Source organism: Saccharopolyspora sp. ASAGF58, assembly GCF_012277335.1.
Taxonomy (GTDB): Bacteria; Actinomycetota; Actinomycetes; order Mycobacteriales; family Pseudonocardiaceae; genus Saccharopolyspora; species Saccharopolyspora hattusasensis.
In genome coordinates, this window is the sequence record NZ_CP040605.1 from 4,800,488 (window position 1) to 4,817,888 (window position 17,401).

The 17,401-nt window shown below is 64.6% G+C and carries 15 protein-coding genes; 9 read left to right on the forward strand and 6 right to left on the reverse strand.

The window, feature by feature from the left end:
* Positions 1–84: 84 nt before the first annotated feature.
* The 5 genes from FDZ84_RS23045 to FDZ84_RS23065 all read left to right on the forward strand — a co-directional run bounded on the left by FDZ84_RS23045 (position 85) and on the right by FDZ84_RS23065 (position 9,469).
* Complete coding sequence (locus FDZ84_RS23045) at positions 85–1,677, forward strand: hypothetical protein (RefSeq protein ID WP_168587594.1); 1,593 nt, start codon at positions 85–87, stop codon at positions 1,675–1,677.
* Positions 1,678–2,445 (forward strand): hypothetical protein, encoded by a 768-nt coding sequence (locus FDZ84_RS23050; protein ID WP_168587595.1) that lies wholly within the window; start codon positions 1,678–1,680, stop codon positions 2,443–2,445.
* Positions 2,445–7,094 carry a hypothetical protein gene (locus FDZ84_RS23055; protein ID WP_168587596.1) on the forward strand — a complete coding sequence of 1,550 codons (4,650 nt, stop codon included), beginning with the start codon at positions 2,445–2,447 and terminating at the stop codon, positions 7,092–7,094. Before FDZ84_RS23050 ends, FDZ84_RS23055 begins: the two co-directional genes overlap by 1 nt.
* Positions 7,091–8,173 (forward strand): hypothetical protein, encoded by a 1,083-nt coding sequence (locus FDZ84_RS23060; protein WP_168587597.1) that lies wholly within the window; start codon positions 7,091–7,093, stop codon positions 8,171–8,173. Before FDZ84_RS23055 ends, FDZ84_RS23060 begins: the two co-directional genes overlap by 4 nt.
* Positions 8,174–8,239: 66 nt before the next feature.
* Positions 8,240–9,469 carry an IS256 family transposase gene (locus FDZ84_RS23065; protein WP_168590287.1) on the forward strand — a complete coding sequence of 410 codons (1,230 nt, stop codon included), beginning with the start codon at positions 8,240–8,242 and terminating at the stop codon, positions 9,467–9,469.
* 264 nt (positions 9,470–9,733) lie between these two features.
* Here the strand turns inward: FDZ84_RS23065 and FDZ84_RS23070 are convergent, their stop codons facing one another.
* The gene (locus FDZ84_RS23070) at positions 9,734–10,276 is read right to left on the reverse strand and encodes a hypothetical protein (RefSeq protein ID WP_168587598.1); all 543 of its coding nucleotides are present in this window, start codon (positions 10,274–10,276) and stop codon (positions 9,734–9,736) included.
* A 30-nt stretch (positions 10,277–10,306) separates the two neighbouring features.
* Positions 10,307–10,915 (reverse strand): hypothetical protein, encoded by a 609-nt coding sequence (locus FDZ84_RS23075; protein ID WP_168587599.1) that lies wholly within the window; start codon positions 10,913–10,915, stop codon positions 10,307–10,309.
* 564 nt (positions 10,916–11,479) lie between these two features.
* Here FDZ84_RS23075 and FDZ84_RS23080 point away from each other — a divergent pair.
* The 4 genes from FDZ84_RS23080 to FDZ84_RS23095 all read left to right on the forward strand — a co-directional run bounded on the left by FDZ84_RS23080 (position 11,480) and on the right by FDZ84_RS23095 (position 13,625).
* Positions 11,480–11,725 carry a hypothetical protein gene (locus FDZ84_RS23080; protein ID WP_168587600.1) on the forward strand — a complete coding sequence of 82 codons (246 nt, stop codon included), beginning with the start codon at positions 11,480–11,482 and terminating at the stop codon, positions 11,723–11,725.
* A gap of 6 nt (positions 11,726–11,731) precedes the next feature.
* Positions 11,732–12,739: a ketoacyl-ACP synthase III family protein gene (locus FDZ84_RS23085; protein ID WP_168587601.1), complete on the forward strand. Its 1,008-nt coding sequence runs from the start codon at positions 11,732–11,734 to the stop codon at positions 12,737–12,739.
* 68 nt (positions 12,740–12,807) lie between these two features.
* The gene (locus FDZ84_RS23090; protein ID WP_168587602.1) at positions 12,808–13,050 is read left to right on the forward strand and encodes a hypothetical protein; all 243 of its coding nucleotides are present in this window, start codon (positions 12,808–12,810) and stop codon (positions 13,048–13,050) included.
* A gap of 146 nt (positions 13,051–13,196) precedes the next feature.
* Entirely contained in the window at positions 13,197–13,625 is a 429-nt protein-coding gene (locus FDZ84_RS23095; RefSeq protein ID WP_168587603.1) for a hypothetical protein, read from the forward strand.
* Here FDZ84_RS23095 and FDZ84_RS23100 read toward each other — a convergent pair.
* The 4 genes from FDZ84_RS23100 to FDZ84_RS23115 are packed head-to-tail and all read right to left on the reverse strand — an operon-like array spanning position 13,622 to position 17,343.
* Entirely contained in the window at positions 13,622–14,650 is a 1,029-nt protein-coding gene (locus tag FDZ84_RS23100; protein WP_210435057.1) for an LLM class flavin-dependent oxidoreductase, read from the reverse strand. The two genes, FDZ84_RS23095 and FDZ84_RS23100, sit on opposite strands and share 4 nt — an antisense overlap.
* Complete coding sequence (locus FDZ84_RS23105) at positions 14,631–15,818, reverse strand: MAB_1171c family putative transporter (protein WP_168587604.1); 1,188 nt, start codon at positions 15,816–15,818, stop codon at positions 14,631–14,633. The genes FDZ84_RS23100 and FDZ84_RS23105 overlap by 20 nt, the downstream gene beginning before the upstream one ends.
* The gene (locus FDZ84_RS23110) at positions 15,815–16,798 is read right to left on the reverse strand and encodes a hypothetical protein (protein ID WP_168587605.1); all 984 of its coding nucleotides are present in this window, start codon (positions 16,796–16,798) and stop codon (positions 15,815–15,817) included. Before FDZ84_RS23110 ends, FDZ84_RS23105 begins: the two co-directional genes overlap by 4 nt.
* Positions 16,795–17,343: a flagellar hook-length control protein FliK gene (locus FDZ84_RS23115; protein ID WP_168587606.1), complete on the reverse strand. Its 549-nt coding sequence runs from the start codon at positions 17,341–17,343 to the stop codon at positions 16,795–16,797. The genes FDZ84_RS23110 and FDZ84_RS23115 overlap by 4 nt, the downstream gene beginning before the upstream one ends.
* Positions 17,344–17,401: the final 58 nt, after the last annotated feature.

Consider the following 17,401-nt stretch of genomic DNA (forward strand, 5'->3'; position numbering starts at 1 on the left):
TTAGCGCAGGAGGGAGGAGTCACAGCTGATTCGTCGGCGTTTTGTGGTGCACTGTGTGTCGACATCAACCTCGGGAGCCCTGCCATGGCCGGAATCCCAGCTGAAGAGCTTGATCTGACACCTGATCTTCTCGCCTCGCTTGAAGCGGATGAGAGAGATCTCGTCGCTTCGAGCAATGGCCGGTCGGAGGCTATTGACGCGCTGCGTCTCGTGGCGGATGCCGCGTTCGTCCGTCGGGTGACCGTGCTGGCGCGATCGGCTCCGTTGCATGACATGGAGGGTAGGGAGAGTCGGCAGCAGTTCGCAGCCGATCGATATGACCTGCGCAGCTTGGCTCTCGCGGCCTTGGACGCTGTGGTGGTTCGCCAAGGACTTGATGAGGAGGCAACCAGCGAGGACGTGCTCGACTTGCTCCGCCGGCTTGCGCAACGGGCAGCCGGTGACCTGCCTGCGGCCGATCACTTGGCAGTCGCGCGTTTTGTCCTGCAAGAGTTGCTGAACGACCGCGAAGGCGGAGCTGCATTCGTTGTTCATTACAGCGATTATCGTGATGCTCATCGCCGAGTTCCTCTTCAGTTTCATATTTTTGAAGAGGGTGTGAGCAGACATGGGCAGGTTGTTCTTCGCGCCAGCGTCCCCGCAATCACTACTCTGATTTGCGGCTTGGATTTCGAGGTTGAGGATTTTCAGGTCGCGATGGACGCCATGCTACGGCACCAGGTCACTCGCGGCGAGTGGGGGCGTGCCGAGGAGAGTGCGACAAGGAGTCTGTTGCTTTCGGTGGCGATGGCGGAGAAAGTCCGCGGTCTTCTCGCTGAGACAGAGCGGGACGTCGGCTCGGTGGATTGGGCCGAACGCATACCGAGCCTGTTGGAGCGTGCGCAGCGCCATCTTGAAGAGCGGCAACGCGCCGAGGATCTGCTCATGACGTGGATGCGCGGGGCACGTAACGACGCCAGCGATGAGGAAATTCGTGCCACGTGTGTTCGCATCTTAGCTTTGCTGATGCGCTGCTATAACCGGCATCGGGAGCTGCACACCCAGATCTTGCGTGCCCGCGACACGTTTTTGTCGGCGCAGGCCGCGCAACGGTTTCGGCCATTGGTCCAGTTGCGGTCGGTGGCGATGGCCGAGGAAGTGCTCGGGCCGGTTGCGCGCATGGGCACGGCGGATGCCGCTGAGATTGCGGCGCTGTTTGCCGATGCCGTGGCGGGGCCGGTGGTCACGCGGCTGCCCCTGTTGCCGGAGTTGTACCGGTTGTTGCTGGCGCCGGTACGGGAGCCCGGCGGTGTTGTTCCTGACGACGGTCAACCGGAACTCGCCGATGTCGATGGGGATGGTCTGCAGCCATTTACCGAGGCCGAGTGCGAAGCGGCGCGTGCGGTGTTGTCCTTGGCGTTGGCTCGGCCGTGCCGGTTGTCTCAGCTCCTCGCGGAGGCACGGCCTCATGGGCCGGTCGCGGTCGATCTGGTCGCGCTGACGGTCTTGTGGGCCTTCGCGCCCGAGGACGATGACGATGACACCGAGGACGAGATTCCTGCCGAGTTCGAGGATCTGTTCAGCGATCAGCTCGTGGTGCTGTCCGACCAGACCCCATTGCAGTTCGAGGCGTACACGGGCGACGACCTGCTCATCGTCCCGGTGCCCGCAGCGGGTGCTGAGCCTTCGGGAGCGTGAATGATGAACGTACCTTTGCTCGATGACATCCACGATGCAGCACGGCTTGTCGCCTTCGCGTGCCAACCCCGGATGCGCCCGCTGGCCGACAAGACCTACGACGACCTGCTGGAGCGCTACCGGAGCTCCACCGAGTTTCGCGACCTGACAGATAACGTCGCCGACGGCCTCGGTTTGGACGTGATCGCCGCCCACCCACAGGAGGGCCTGATCGTCCATCCCCTACCTGGTGGGATGTTCTCGTTCCGACTCGCCGACTACCACAAGCTCAGGCCAGAACAACGCATGATGATGGGTCTGATCCACATCGCGATCGCCGCCCGTGCTTATCCCACTCCTGCCGATCTGGAAGAAGAGAGCATCAAACGCGTATCTGTGTCTGATGTGGACGGATTTCTTCGTCATTTGATCGGCGAGCTCAAGCGGGAGGCGGAGGACAGCGACGGACTGATCGCCACGAACGCCGAATTCGACCGCGCCTGGCACGCCTACGACAGGATGGTCAGCGTCAAGCCATCCCGCCGCGGTAATGGCTGGGCCATGTCGTGCACCTACTACTGGATTACACACGTGCTGGACTGGCTCGTCGGCCAAGGCATGGCCCAGCGAGCACCGGAGTTCGGTGCCGGACACTACCGGCTCCTGCATCGATTTCGGCTTCAGGTCGCCGAGGTCGCGGGGCCCGCAGTGTTCGACAAGATCGCCGACATCCGCCGACGCCAGGTGGCAGACGACCCCCCATGCCTTCCTTCAGGGGTGAACGAGTGATGTATCAACTTCGCCGACTTCGGCTGGAGAACGTGGGGCACCCCGATGCGCGGTTCTACTCGTGTCCCTTGGACTTCGCCGGCACTGACCATCAGAACAACGGCGCTGCCAGCCCGGCGCACACGATCGTGTGGGCACGCAATGCGGCTGGCAAGACGAGTATCCAGTCCTTGCTGCTTAGCGTGCTCTTGCCAGACAAGGTCGACTTCTTGGGTCGCAAGGACAACCGCACGCTGTCCGACTATGTCCTCAGCGGAGCTCCGGCCCACGTGATTGCAGAGTGGCAGGACAGCAATGATCCGCAAGGGCGTGCCCGGCTGATCACCGGCGCCGTCTACCAGTGGCAAGACACCCACCGGCCTCTCGACCCGGATATCCACTGGGACCGGCTCACACGCCGCTACTACCTGCTTCGCCCGCAGCCAGATGTGCTGGAACTGGAATCACTGCCTGTTGCGAACGACGGCGGCCGGTTGACGCTGGACCGCTACCTCATCGCCCTGCGAGAGGCAATGGAACGCGACCACGGGCTGGACCTGACCATTGCCAAGGAACACGACCGGTGGCGAAACATGCTGACCAGCGCCGGTTTGGATCCGAACATCTTCAGAATCCAGCGCGACATGAACAGAGTCGAGGGTGGAATCACCGAGCTCTTCCGATTCCCGACGCCAGAGGCATTTGTGGACTTCCTCGTCGGCCTTGTCGTGGACCCAGTGCTTCCAGCCAAGGTTCGGGAGAACCTGCAGCTGCAGGCCAAGGCCATCGCTGGGCGTCCCGCGCACGAAGCCGAGCACCGGTTTCTCTCCGCTGCAGTGGTGCTCCTGCACGCCGTCCGACTGGCTGCGATCGGGTTGTCCGACCGGACACAGGCGCTGGATCACGTGCTGCGGGTTGTTATTCGGGCCCGGACGTACTTGGAGGCCAGCGCGGCCAGCTGGGAGGCCCGCGCACGGGAGTTGGAGAGCGATGCCGAGGACGCGCAGCAGCGTGCCCGTCAGGAGCATCGCCGCTGCGGCATCGCCCGCAAGCAGTGCGAAGCGCTGGTCCCCTTGGTCAAGCAGTTGACCCTCGCCGAAGCCACCGAGCACCTTGAACGGACGCGCCGCGCACTGGCCGAGACCAAGCTGGTCGAGCACGCATGGGAAGCCGTCGAGCTCTTCGTCGAACAGCAGAACCTGCAATGCCAGCAGCAGGACCTCGCCCGGCTCATCGCTGTCGCAGAGGATCGGGCCGCGCCCTTGCGGATCGTCCGAGATCAGGCGGCGGCTGCCTTGCGCGACCGGTTTGACGGTCTGATCGCTTCTGTCCGAGACGAGCAGGAGGCCGCCCAGGTGGCTGCGCGGCGTGTAGCCGAGGACGCTGCCGAAGCCGAACGCGAGCACACCGCCGCCATCCGTGCGGCGACCGCAGCACAGTCGCAGTGCGAACAGCTCACAGCCGCCATCCGCGATATCGCGATGGCGCTGCGTCAGGCCACCGCCGCTGGAGTTGTACGCGACGATGAGGACATCCGCGGTGCGGTGACCCGTCTGATCTTTGAGCAGGACGCGGCGCGAGCACGACGGCACGCCGCGCACAACCGCCTGGCCACCGTGGCCGACGAACTGGACCAGGCACATTCCGAGCAGGCTGAGGCCGCGCGACAGCGACAGCAGATCCAAGAATCCCATGACGAAGTGTGGGATCTCCTTGCGCGGCTCCAGCAACAGCACCACACGCTCCGCCGCGATGCCCGCTTGATTGAGTTGGCCGCGGCCGGTACCGACGAGGGAGTTAATCTCGACGTCGCAGGAGATCACCTCGTGCAACTGCTGCACCAGCACATCGAGGCAGCCGAAGCCCGCCTAGTCGACGAACAGATCATCGCCGCCGAGGACCGACACGCCTCGAACGCGATTGAACGCACTCACTTCCTTCCTGTCCCGCCGGAAGTCGAGCATGTCATCGCCGCCCTTCGTGCCACGGGAGCTTCGGCGATCAGCGGTGTGCAGTTCCTGCGGGACACCGTGAGCAAAGACAAGCATGCCGAGTACATCAGCGCGTACCCCGAGATCGTGGGCGGTGTCGTGGTGATGGGGGAAGTCCCCGATGACGATCTCTCGGTGCTGGCGGCCCGAACCAACGTGACGACGACGGCTGTGATCCATGTTGCCACTGATGGTCACATCCGGCAGATCCCCACACGTGGTGCGAGCTCGCCCCGCGAACGTGCAGTCCTGCCGCTACGCCGCGGACTCCTCGACCAGGATGCTGCCGCTGCGGCCGGCGAGGCGATCGCAGACCGCCTTGCCGGGCTGGAGGTCCGGCGCTCCGAGATCATCCAGCAACGAGAGAACGACCGGGAACTGGCCAACACGCTGCAACACCATCTGCAGCATTTCGACCCGCTCCGACGCGCCGAACTCCGTGCGCGTGAGGACCAGATGGCCACCAAACTCGACAGCATCCGCCAGCACGAGGAGCGCCTCGCCCACCAGCTTGAAGCTCTTCGGCAAGAGCACCAGTCTCAGGTCGAGATCATCGAACGCACAACTCTCCGACTCGAGGAGCTGGCCAGCCTGGTGCCCCGGCTACATGAGCTCGCCGACCGGGCAGCAAACCTACCGAAGTTGCGCCGCGACGCCCACGAAGCAGCCGTCGAGCAGCAGCGAAACCACGACATCGCCAGGGACACCGAGGCCCGACTCCGGCACGCACACGACGAGCATGTCGAGCACAGCCGCGTGGCAACCGCACGGCAAGCCGACATTGCCCACTACACCCAGGTGCGGCACACCATCGACGTGTCCGACGACGCTCCGCACGAGATTCTCCCTGCCGTCCTGGCCCGGACACCGCTGGACGTGCTCCAGACCCGGTATCGCCAAGCGGACGAGGACTGGTACCGAGCCACAGGTGATTCCGCCCTGCAGACCAGACAAAAGACCGTTAACGGTCGGCTCAATGCGATAGCTTCGCAGATCTCCGAACGATATTCAGAGTACGAGCTCACGCATGCGCGCACCCTGTGTGGCGCGCCAGATGCCGTGGAGCCGAGCAGGAGACGAGCCGCAGCAGCGGCGGCGCGGCAACGCAGAGAGACAGCCGAGGCTGAAGCCGCCAAAGCGGAAGCCCTCGCGGAAGAAGCGCGCAACGATCACGACACGCCACCCGAACTTGATGACGACAGTGAGGAGTCCCTTGACGGCGTCGACGTCGAACTCGGCCCGCTGAACTACGCCGATGCCGCCAGTGCCAAAGCGGCACTCCAGGATGCTCGTGCCGACTTCAACTCGGCACGCAGTGCTGCCCGCGGCCACGAACGCAATCGAGCCCGTCTCCAGCTGAAAGCTAAGGATGCACGGAATGAGACAAACGAGCTCCGTGCGTCCATCAGATTGCTCGACACAGTGACCGCCACACTTCCTTCACCAGCCGAGCCAACTGAGCTACCTGAAGATCCCGATTACACCCTCCGAACGGTCTATGGCCTGACTGCCGAGGCGCTGCAGAGGTTGACCGCGGCCGACGGTGTCCGCCTTACGACAGCGCTGCAACAAACTCTCACCGAGCGTTACGACGAATACACGTCGGGGCGAGGGGAACTGGCCGCGGCGGCCCGCAAGCTCCGCAACCACGCTCACAGTTCCCACGACGCCAAAGCCGTTGACCAACGGATGATTGCTCGCATCCTTGACGACCCTGACATCCTCCAACGCACCGTCGACCACCTCATCGACCAGGTCACCCTCCGCGAAAAGACCGTCGCCGACAAGCTAGAGGCCCTTCACCAAGACCAGCTCATCCTGGTCCAGGCATGCGCGACCCTGGTCAAGACCGTCATCGATGACCTCGATCAAGTCGCACGACACTCGCAGTTGCCGAGCAGCCTCGGCAACTGGTCTGGGCATCCGTTCCTCGCGCTCACCCTGGACCGATGGCGGGACAACGAGGACTTGGCCTCCCGCCTGTCCAGCGCGGTGGACAGGATGGTCGCGAAAGTGGCGCCTGACAAAGCGCTCAAAGCCACCGCACTGCCTGACCCTCTGGAGATGACCAAACAGTTCGTGCGCGCGGCACTCGGCGGGCACGGACACGTCGTGGCCAAGGTTCTGAAACCCAAACCCAGCTTCGCCATCGACAAGGTCTCCGTCACTCAGATCCAGTCGTTCTCGGGCGCCGAGAAAATGACCGTTTCGGTCATGCTCTACTGCATCCTCGCCAGGATGCGAGCTGCCAACCGCAGCCGACGCCTACCAGGAGGGGTGGGGACACTTCTGCTGGACAACCCGATCGGCAAGTCCTCCTACGTCCCATTCCTGCGAATGCAACGCCAGTTCGCCACCGCCCATGGCGTGCAATTGATCTATGCAACCGGTGTGAAGGACCTGACCGCAGTCGGCCAATTCCCGCTCATTCTCCGACTGCGCAACGGCACTGAGGAACGCACCCGACGCCAATACGTTCAGCTTGCGGAGCGCATCGGCACGGCCGTTCCTCGCGCCCTCACACACACCGACACCCACGCCGTCATCGCGGCTGGACTGCACCGTGATCCCCCACCGGTCCTGCGCCCGACCGCAGCATCAGCCGAGCCCACAGCCTCGTCGCGAGAAAAGAGGGCACCCGCGACCGAAACCGGCCATACAGGACCGGATGAGTCATGAGCGCACTTGCTGACCGCCTGGCTACCGTGGTGCGCAGCTACCGCTACGTCAAAGTCCCCATCGAGGTGCTAACCACTGCGGCCTTCGACTATGACCGTGCCCTGCTCACCGAGCCGCAGCGCCGCGAAACTATCGCTGACGTTCTCCGTGAGCTCGTCGACCGCGAGGTACTGACGCTGCCCAGCAGGTCAAATGCCCGATGCTGGGACTGCAACGGTCACCCGCCCCTTCCGTACTGGGTGAAGCAGATTCGTCCGGCCAAACCCCGCCCTACACCGCCACCCGTCCGCGGCTGGGTCCCCGAGCTGGCATCGATCGCCACGATCGATCTCTCGCCACCCCTGAGCCGTCCCGAATGGGACATCCTCAGCACAGTCAACAACTTTCTCCGTGACGGAGGTACTACCGCCGAACCCGTTCCACTGCGTGAACGCTCCGCAGGACTGTTCAACGACGACAAGCGGCTCGACCACATCCACGAGTCACGACTGGTCGAGCTTGGTCTGCTCTCAGTCGAACAACACCTTCGGGCCTTCCCGACATCACCGCCTCTGTACCTTCAGCAAGTCGGGTCAGCACACTGGGCACTGATCATCGAGAACAGCACGACCTTCAACAGCCTGCGCATATTGTTGCACCAGAAGTCGACTCGGGCTGCAAGCACAGTCGGATGGCTCGGTTACGGTGCCGGTAAGCAGTTCACACGATCCGTGGCCTCTCTCGCAGATCCCCAGCATGTAATCCAACCATCGCCACAATCACTGATCTATTACGGAGACCTCGACTTCCTCGGACTCGAAACCGCCGAACGAGCATCAGGGCGGGCGGTCGCGGCCGGGCTCCCCCCACTCATTCCTGCCGCAGGGCTCTACACGGCGCTTCTCCAACGCCCTACCCGCGAGGGCCATGCCGTTGAGGAATCGCTCGCGCACGCCGTCGCCAGGTGGCTCCCACCCAGGCTTGCCCAAGCTGCGGCGCAACTTCTTGCGGACGGCAAATGCATCCGGCAGGAATCGCTCTCTCTTCCCATGATGCGGCAGAGGGACTGTAATTTTAACGGTGTAACTCCTGAGATGTAGGAGGCACCAGTGACTGAGGTGAAGACCGAGCAGGCCAGCGAGGCCGCCGCGGCAGACCTGGCGGTGATGGATGAGCAGATCCAGCAGCTGGCCGATCGGGCCCGTGCCGAAGGGCTGCGGCTGACTGGTGAGGGTGGGCTGCTGGGCCGGCTGACCAAGCTGGTCACCGAGGCCGCGCTAGCCGGCGAGATGGATGATCATCTCGGCTACGGCAAGCACGACCCGGTTGGCCGCGACGGCGGCAACTCGCGTAACGGCACACGGGCCAAGACGGTGCTGACCGAGGCCGGTCCGGTGGGAATCAGCGTGCCGCGGGATCGTGACGGGAGTTTCGAGCCGGCGATCGTGAAGAAGCGGCAGCGCCGCCTGTCCGGGGTGGACGATTTGGTGATCTCGTTGTCCGCCAAGGGGTTGACACACGGCGAGATCTCGGCTCACCTGGCCGAGATCTACGGGGCCGAGGTGTCCAAGCAGACGATCTCCACGATCACCGACCGGGTGATGGACGGGATGGCCGAGTGGCAGAACCGGCCGTTGGACCCGGTCTATCCGGTGATCTTCATCGACTGCATTCACGTCAAGATCCGCGAGGGTAACGTGGCCAACCGGCCGATCTACGTCGCGCTCGCGGTGACCGTGGACGGCACCCGCGACGTCCTTGGGCTGTGGGCCGGCGAGCACGGCGACGGGGAGGGCGCCAAGTACTGGCTGCGGGTGTTATCCGAGATCAAGAACAGGGGTACCGCCGACTGCTGCATCGTGGTCTGCGACGGGCTGAAGGGCCTGCCTGAGGCCATCGCGCAGGTGTGGCCGCAGACGATCGTGCAGACGTGCATCGTTCACTTGCTGCGCAACAGTTTCCGTTATGCCTCCCGTAAGGACTGGAGCGCGATCGCCAAGGACCTCAAGCCGGTCTACACCGCACCCAGCGAGCAGGCGGCGCTGGACCGGTTCGCCGAGTTCAGCGAGAAGTGGGAGTCCCGGTACCCGGCGATCGTGCGGCTGTGGACCAACGCGTGGGCGGAGTTCGTGCCGTTTTTGCAGTTCGACACCGAGATCCGCACGATCATCTGCACGACCAACGCCATCGAGAGCATCAACGCGCGCATCCGCCGCGCGGTGAACGCTCGCGGCCACTTCCCCAGCGAGCAGGCTGCCTTGAAGTGCGTCTATCTCGCAATCATGAGTCTTGATCCCACCGGGACGGGCCGCAAGCGCTGGTCCAACCGCTGGAAGAAGGCCCTCAACGCCTTCGAGATCACCTTCGACGGACGCCTGTCCGCCGGACGCCGATAAAACCGAAAACAACAGTTACACCGAAAACTTGACAGCCCCCAGCACCCGCGGTGGGGCGCGTGCTCGCATGGCTGCTGGGCTTGGATGACGAGGGCTTTCCGGGGAGGCCTGGATTTGTTGCGTCGAGATCGACCACCGGTGGCGCGTACAAGTTGCCACCGGGGGATCCGGGGCGCACGACCACATTGTCTTGCGCTTGAGCCACTGGCGCAGCGGCCAAGCCCACCGCTGCGGCAAGGGCGAGGAGACCGAGGTTGGAGTACATCAGCAGGGCCCTCCTGGAAAGTCCAATTGAGACACGCGCCAAGCACCGGATTCGCGGATCAAGGTGACTCGGGCGGAGTTGCGTTCGATTCCCACCGTCTTGGGTGTGCCGGTAGCAAGGTCGGACTGCCCCGCTCGGCTCGTGTCCTGGCAGTCGGTGATCGTGGCCTGATCGCCTTCGATGTGCACGTCGGTCACGCGGGGCGTGATCTCGCCGTACAGCCCGGTCCCGTCGGCACGTTGCTGCCGAGCCGTGGAGGAAATGTGATTCGCGAGATTGCCGGAGGTGACCCGCCGCAATTCGTTTTCCCATTGAGCGTCTGGCTCGTCGTGCGACACCCATGAGATGCGCCAGAACTCCCGGTACACGCCTTCGACGGCCGCCCGTTCGCCGGTGTAGCGACCGGGAGGTGGAGCGATGCTCGGTTCGGAGGGTTCAGGTCCCGGATCGGGCGTGCTCGCACACCCTGCCGTCAGGACACCCACGGTCCACAGCACCAGACCGGATGTCCGGGTGAGCGCCATCGTGGTGGTCATGCCCATTCGATTTGTCCTTTCTGCATCAGGATTGGTTTACGGCAGGACACCGATCCAGCCTCCGAGGATCAGACTGGGGCCCGCGGCGATCCGGGCTTTGCTGTCGCGGTGGCGGATCCATGCCAGTGCTGCGGTGATACCGAGTAGGAGGAGGGAAGCCGTGATGCCACGAAAGACGGCGTGCCAACCGATCCAGCCCCAGTACAGCGCCAGCGCACCGTAGAGAGTGACGTCGCCGAACCCCATCCAATACGGAATCACCAGGTAGGCCAGGACACCCACGGCGAACACCACGACGGCAGCCAGCAGGGAGCGCACCAGAGCCACACCATTCGCCGGGTCGGTGACGGTGAGCACCGCGAACACCGCGAACCCGCCCGCCGCCGTCGTCACTACCCACGCCCGGGGAAGCCGGCGGCAGGACACGTCGATCACGGACAGCGCCGTGCCGGTGATGCCAAGCCACCACCATGCCGGCAGCGCGGGATCGGTCGCGAACCGGCAGCCCACGCCAAGGGAGACCACGCCACCGACAGCACTGAACCCGACCATCGGCCAACGCCGCGTCGACCACACGACCCACGACCGCACCATCCACGCCAGCAACGAGCCTGCCGCGATTCCCATGCCGGCAGAGAGAAACACCGCACCCATCGATGAGCACAGCATCGCCGGGAAACGTATCGCGCCACCCACAGGCGCAAGGACGAGATGACGAATCCAGCACTGCATCTCACCTCCCAGGCCGGAATGAACCGCGACGAAACAGAGGGGGCTGATTTATCGTCGCGAAATCAAGGAGGACCGAGCCTGACATTCACGGATGCCTCGTGTCAGATTTTGACCCCGGTCAACGGTCGCATACACCCGATCGAGCGAGAGCCTGTGAAGACCAGCCGCCCCCTGCTCCGCAGACTCCGCGAAGCGCATGGTGATCAAGAAAGCAGCAGCCGCCACCAGATTTACCGCCCGCCCCAACGCCTCTCAGCCGTGGCCGGGCTCGTGACATCAGGCATCGCGGCTCACCCGGTTGGGTGTATCTGGGCCTTGGGGGAGGCCAAAATCTGACGCGGCTCCTGCGGCCGTGTCACCGTAGCGAAACCCTCGACGCGGAAACACCTATCCCGGTCACACCGCGGTTTCCTGAGTGGGTGGACTCCCCGCATTTCTTTCTTCTTCCCGCGCTCATCGTGGGGAATGGAGTGCATTATGCGAACCGTCTCCGAAACCAACAGACCCCGAACGTTGTTCATCCTGCGGTGGCAAGACGGAGAGGACTGGGGCCACCTGTCCATGGTCACCCACGCGGCCAAGCCGGTCTTCCTCGGCTTCGTCAACCGCGCCATGCACCCCGCCTTTCATGCCCTGAGCAGTGACTGCTCGATCGGCGCCGACGGATTCCGCGAAGTCTGGTTCACCGGCTGCTTCTCCCACGCAACGCATGCCCCGAGGTGATCGGCGATGAAGCATCACCGGATCACGATCAACGGCATCGGAGCGGTCACCGGAGACCTCGTACCCGTCGCCGATGCCATCAACGCCGGCCGCTACAGCCCCGAGCAGGCCCGCCGGAACCAGCAGGAATCCGTCGCTGTCGCACCAGGCCACACCGGCCCTGAACTGGCGGCGCACGCAGGCCACCAAGCCCTCCGCGGCTTCTCCGGCCGCCTGGACCTGCATCTGCACGCCACGATCCACGACCCCGGCCTCGATTTCTGGTCGCACAACTCCTATGTCGCCGACCAACTCGGGCTCGACACCACCATGACGCTTGCGCTCAACGGCATGTCCAACAGCATGGTCGCAGGCCTGGAGCTGGCTGCCACCGTCCTCGCCGGCCAACACGGCCACGCCGCGCTCCTCACCGCAGGCGACACCTTCCATGCCCCGCTGTTCGACCGCTGGCAAACCGATCCCGGCATCACCTACGGCGACGCCGGCGCCGCAGTCCTCCTCCACCGCGACTCACCCAATGACGCCGTGGCCGAACTGATCGCCACCGCCTCCCACGCACAGCCGTGCCTGGAAGGCCTGCACCGCGGAAACGCCCTGTGGTACAGCGGAAACACCTACCGACCCCCGATCCAGCTGCGCCTCCGAAAAGCCCATTGGCTCGAAACCCACGACGGACCCGGCAGCATCGAGGCCCTCAACGCAGCCGCCACCACCGCCGTCGTCAAACGGGTCATCTACGACGCCGAGCTCGAACTCGATGACGTCCGCTGGGTGCTCTGCCCCCACTACGGAGCCCCACTGGCCCACCGGCACTGCCTGGCACCACTCGGGATCCCCGAACAGCGCAGCAGCACCTTCCTCGCCCGCCGGTACGGCCACATGGGCGCCGCAGACCACATCGTCGACCTCCACTACCTCCTCACACGACACCAGGTCACCACTGGCGACCACGTCATCCTGCTGGGCATCGGCGTCGGAATGACCTGGACCGCAGCCCTCCTGCGCATCGCATAGGGCGTGAAGTCGATCCCGCACGTATTTCCGCCCAGGGCGAAGCGCGCCCAAAAGAGAAAGGAAACGAAATGAGAGACAAAAACAATTCCTCGAAGGCGACAACGACGAACGTCCCAGCCTCCGCCATCCGGTACCGCTCCGCGCTCGTGGCAACACTGCTCACGATGACGGGACTGCTCGCCGCGCTCACCGGCGCCACCGCCACGGCAGCACCCAGCATCGGCTACCAAACCATGGCCATCGCTAGCGACGCCGTTCCGGACGACGGCTGCATCGCCGGCTGTTGTGAACTGGCGTGTTTGGGAGATTAAAAGCCTACTCCCGGTGCCCGCCCATAGAACTGTAATTCGCCAAACATTCTCGGCGTCTACTTTGGTGCCGGCAATCTGCTGCTGTCTTGGCTGGAAAATCCTTCTTTCGCCGCGAGGTCGAATTTACTTCCTGGAACGGAGAGAAAATGTTGAACAAGGAAAAATGTGGTGCAATGCTGGGAGTGTTGTCCGTTGTTGGCGTTCTGATGCTGGGGGAGGCAGGCGTGGCTCAAGCCGAGGGCGCCTGCCCGCCGGGGTACGCGATGTCCATCGGAGATGGCGCCCGTATCCACAGGGCGCCCGACCTGAACTCGCCCGTCGATGGCATCTACTACACCGAACACGCGTTTCGCGTGCACCAATTCGTCGGCGCCACCCCGGGGTTGCCTGACTGGGTCAACATGACCGACGACAACACCGGTGTTACCGGCTGGGTCCACGGCAGTATGGCTGCCTGCCTCGGGCTCACGCGACCTCAAGAGTGGAACCGACAACGAACACACGCGGGACGAGCCCCAGCTGCCAAGCCGAGGCTCGTCCCGCTCCTGCACGCTTTCGATGCATGTCCACATTAGATGCGGACGCCGAGTGCTCTGGTGGCGGAACTGAACGTGAGCGAGCTGAGGAGTTCGTAGGATCGGCGACGGTCAGAATGGTTGTAGACCGGGGTGGTGACCATGATCTCGTCCGCTCCCGTCTCGTCGAGCAAGGCTTCCAGCTTGTTTCGTACGGTGGTGGGCGAGCCCGCCACTACGCTGTGGGATCGTGCGGCGATCTCCTCGCGGTCTGCGGAGGTGTAGGGGTAGGCGGCTGCGTCTTCTGGGCTGGGCAGCAGGATCCGCTTGCCCCGCACGCGGCTGAGTACCTTGAGCCGAGTTGATCCTGCGAGCCATTCGGCGCGCTCATCGGTGTCCGCGGCGATGACCGACACGCTAACGATGATCTGCGGGACTTGTGACATCGAGGAAGGCTGGAACGAGTCCCTATACACCTGGACAGCCTCCAGGCCCTCGGGGTTGAGGTGGTGGGCGAACGCGTAGGGCAAGCCGACCGAGCCCGCGAGCTCGGCGCCGGCAGTGCTTGAGCCGAGAATCCACACCTGTGGCCGGTTTCCGACGGCGGGCACTGCCGTAACGGTCTGCTCCTCCGGAGGATCGAAGTAGCTGAGCAGCTCGTGCAGCCGCTCGCCAAATGACATGTCGTTGAGCGTGCGTGTACCGCGGATTGCGGCGGCGGCGTGTGGCGGACCGCCGGGAGCGCGGCCGAGTCCGAGATCAATCCGGCCGGAATGTAGTGCCTCCAGCGTCCCGAACTGCTCAGCGACCACCAGCGGCGCGTGATGGGGCAACAGAACTCCGCCGGATCCCACGCGCATGCGGGCAGAAGCGTCGGCGATCTGGCCCACCAGCACTGCGGGTGCAGAGCTCGCGACCCCGCGCATGCTGTGGTGCTCGGGCACCCAGTACCGGTAATAGCCCAGTTCGTCGGCGAAACGGGCCAGATCGAGCGTGTTGTGGAGCGCTTGCCGAGCTGTGGAGCCCTGCACGATCGGCGAGGTGTCCAGGACGGACAGACGCACGTCAGTCTCCGACTGTGCCATGCTCCAGCTCCTTTCGGATCGTGCCGCGCTTTGCCAGCTCCTCGCAGAGTCGGATCATCCACTGTGCCCGGCGGCGCCAATTGCCGTGGAAGTCGGGCTCCAGACGCGGGTAGGGCGGCTGGATGGGCTCGGGCTCGTCGCCGGCCCACCGTGCGTCACGAGCCTGCGCACGCCGTCGCAGCGCGGCCTCCACTGTGTTTGCCGCGACGACTGGGTCGCGGGGATCACCGTCGGGTTCCGGGCAGTCTCGGGCAAGCTCGGCCAAGCCATCGGTGATCTCGGCGCTGATGCGTTCGAAGTCGTCATCGGTGCTGCGTCTGTCGCTGTTGTGAAGGGTGTCCAAGGCGGTGTGTGGGAATTCCGTGGTGAGTGCTTGCCACAGCGGACGCATCTCGTTGGTGTAGCGAGTTCGGAGGGCTTGCTCGTAACGCGTCCTGACCGTGACAACAGCGGTAGCCAATGGTGCCAGCGCCAGCCCCAGCGCCAGCAACAGTTGCCCACCGAGCTGGCCCGTGGAGTACAGCGTGCTCAGGATCTCCAGCTTGGCAAGGGGCGCGATCGCCCGAATAGCCTGCCGAATCAGCGGAACCGCGTTGACTCCTAGCGCCATTGCGGCGCTGCCCACGATGACGACCCAGAAAGCGGCTCGTGCCCAGGGATGTTCCAACCGTGTGAGGTATCGGCTGGCTCGGCGGATCCCGAGAAACCAGGCGCCCAACGAGTACCCGTCAACGGCAAGGTAGAACACCGCACGCTGCCATGTTTGGTACTGGCCACGCCCGGCTTCGACCGGCCACACCTCCCGCACGACCACCATCGTGGTCACCGCGACGGCTAGCACGCCGAGTTCGATCCACGCGGCACGAACCCGCGCAGACGCGGGCTTGCGGGTGTCCGCCAGCAGGAAGTACGCGGCCCATGCGTAGGCCATCGCCATCCAGCACCCGTTGATCAGCGGCGTCCACGCGCTGCCGAAAAGGTCTTTGACCGGAGCCAACATGGGTGTGCGGATGCCGACGGTCGCCGCGAAGGCCAAGCACACCAGGCCGGGCACCAGGACCCGCAGTGCGAGATCGTGCCGCCGTCGCGTCAGCTGGAGGAGTTCCCAAGCCGCGATGGCCACGATCACGGCAGCCTTGAACCACCGCAGCGCCAGCTCGAAACTCATCTTCGACCCTGATCCCGGTCGACGAAGCCGAACGCGGCAGCGATACTGCGCTCCGCCACGCCCACGCCCGTGGGAAGATCGTTCGGCCGTGGTCGTTGCCGCGACATCGTCACCAGCAGGCGGGCTCCGACCTCGGCCTCCCACTCGCGCCAGTCGGCGTAGGAGCCCTGGGCATTCGTTGCTCGTGAGGCTGCGATCCCGCACGTCAGAGACTCGCCGACATTCAGGTGCTCGCGGACGAGGTGGATCACTTCGTGAAAAATCACCAGGTCGCGTTGCGGTGTCGGGGCCGCCCGCTCGTACAGGATCGAGTCCACCCGCCGCTGTTGTGCGACGTGGCCAACCGAGGTGGTAGCACCGAGATCGACTCCCCGGACCTTGATACGCCGACCACGATGCCGCCCGAGTCGATGGCACAGCTCGACAGGGTCCAGTGGCGGTCGCATCCCGAGCGAGGCAATCAGATCCTGGCACAACGCCTGCATCTGCGTCACGTTCACCGACCCGGTCCGCGCCGAGCTCCAGATGCGGCCGCTATCAACACCATCACGCGACGCATGAGCTTCAGCCCCGACACCTGACGGCGTACGAAGTCCCAGACCCCGGCCGAACTCGCCCCAGCGAGAGACGGCCGACGGCGCGAATCCCCGGCAGATCCGGAAACCGCTGAGGCCGCAGTCGCGCAGCGCACGCCTGAGAACGTCCTCGTGCGCGCGAGCAACCTCGGCGGGATCGTTCCCGAAGAAGGCAGGATCGACTCCGAAGAAGTTGGCGATAACATCGAGCAGCCCCGGGTTTGTGTCCTCGCTAGCACGCAAACGGCCGACAGCATCGCCGCTCGCCCCCACAGCCTGACCGACCTCAGCGTTGGTGTACGGCCGCCAGCCGACAACAGGATCCGGGTCCATCACCTCCGCCACGTTGAACAGCCAATTCAGCCGCCCCGCTACAGAGCCGGCGTCGTCCTCGGCATCGGTCATGCACGTGCCCTCCCCCCAGCCTCCTCGTCATCCTCGTCGTCGCGAAGGGCACGAGCGAGAGCGCGCATCATCGCCGCCTGCTCGCGCGCGGCCGTGATGTTGCTCGTACCGCGGTGGCCGACCTTGGTGACGCCGGACTCCCGCATCGCCTGCTGCAACTCCTCGGTCGCTGCCCGCAACTCCTCTCGGGCCCGACGATCAGCCGCGATCTTGGCACGCAGTCTCTTCTCCCGCACGGCCAACTCGGCCTCGACCTCCGCAGCCACATCGGGATCGGTGAAGTAGCCAATGCGAATCTCGAAGAACCAGGCGATGGCTTCGAGGGTGCGCACAGTGGGGTTGGTCTTCACACCCCGGCGCAACTCGGAAAGATGCGATTCGGACAGCTCTCGGCCGGACGCCTTGCAGGCAGCGATGACTTCCCGGTTGGTGAACGTTCGCTCCGGGGCCTGCGGTGGGCGTTGCACCTCGAACAGGCGATTCAGCTGCCCGCTCAAGGTCGGCTGAGACGCAGCCGGAGACGTTCGCTCGGAGCGGCTCGTCATGACATCTCTCCACTTCAGCGTTACCCGCAAGCATGCCACCAACGCGCCCAGCGCGCCA

What these genes read in the sequence shown, in the direction of transcription:
- FDZ84_RS23045 (WP_168587594.1), top strand. Translation starts at nt 85, where the DNA reads ATGGCCGGAATCCCAGCTGAAGAGCTTGATCTGACACCTGATCTTCTC.
- FDZ84_RS23050 (WP_168587595.1), top strand. Translation starts at nt 1,678, where the DNA reads ATGATGAACGTACCTTTGCTCGATGACATCCACGATGCAGCACGGCTT.
- FDZ84_RS23055 (WP_168587596.1), top strand. Translation starts at nt 2,445, where the DNA reads ATGTATCAACTTCGCCGACTTCGGCTGGAGAACGTGGGGCACCCCGAT.
- FDZ84_RS23060 (WP_168587597.1), top strand. Translation starts at nt 7,091, where the DNA reads ATGAGCGCACTTGCTGACCGCCTGGCTACCGTGGTGCGCAGCTACCGC.
- FDZ84_RS23065 (WP_168590287.1), top strand. Translation starts at nt 8,240, where the DNA reads ATGGATGAGCAGATCCAGCAGCTGGCCGATCGGGCCCGTGCCGAAGGG.
- FDZ84_RS23070 (WP_168587598.1), bottom strand. Translation starts at nt 10,276, where the DNA reads ATGGGCATGACCACCACGATGGCGCTCACCCGGACATCCGGTCTGGTG.
- FDZ84_RS23080 (WP_168587600.1), top strand. Translation starts at nt 11,480, where the DNA reads ATGCGAACCGTCTCCGAAACCAACAGACCCCGAACGTTGTTCATCCTG.
- FDZ84_RS23085 (WP_168587601.1), top strand. Translation starts at nt 11,732, where the DNA reads ATGAAGCATCACCGGATCACGATCAACGGCATCGGAGCGGTCACCGGA.
- FDZ84_RS23090 (WP_168587602.1), top strand. Translation starts at nt 12,808, where the DNA reads ATGAGAGACAAAAACAATTCCTCGAAGGCGACAACGACGAACGTCCCA.
- FDZ84_RS23095 (WP_168587603.1), top strand. Translation starts at nt 13,197, where the DNA reads ATGTTGAACAAGGAAAAATGTGGTGCAATGCTGGGAGTGTTGTCCGTT.
- FDZ84_RS23100 (WP_210435057.1), bottom strand. Translation starts at nt 14,650, where the DNA reads ATGGCACAGTCGGAGACTGACGTGCGTCTGTCCGTCCTGGACACCTCG.
- FDZ84_RS23105 (WP_168587604.1), bottom strand. Translation starts at nt 15,818, where the DNA reads ATGAGTTTCGAGCTGGCGCTGCGGTGGTTCAAGGCTGCCGTGATCGTG.
- FDZ84_RS23110 (WP_168587605.1), bottom strand. Translation starts at nt 16,798, where the DNA reads ATGACCGATGCCGAGGACGACGCCGGCTCTGTAGCGGGGCGGCTGAAT.
- FDZ84_RS23115 (WP_168587606.1), bottom strand. Translation starts at nt 17,343, where the DNA reads ATGACGAGCCGCTCCGAGCGAACGTCTCCGGCTGCGTCTCAGCCGACC.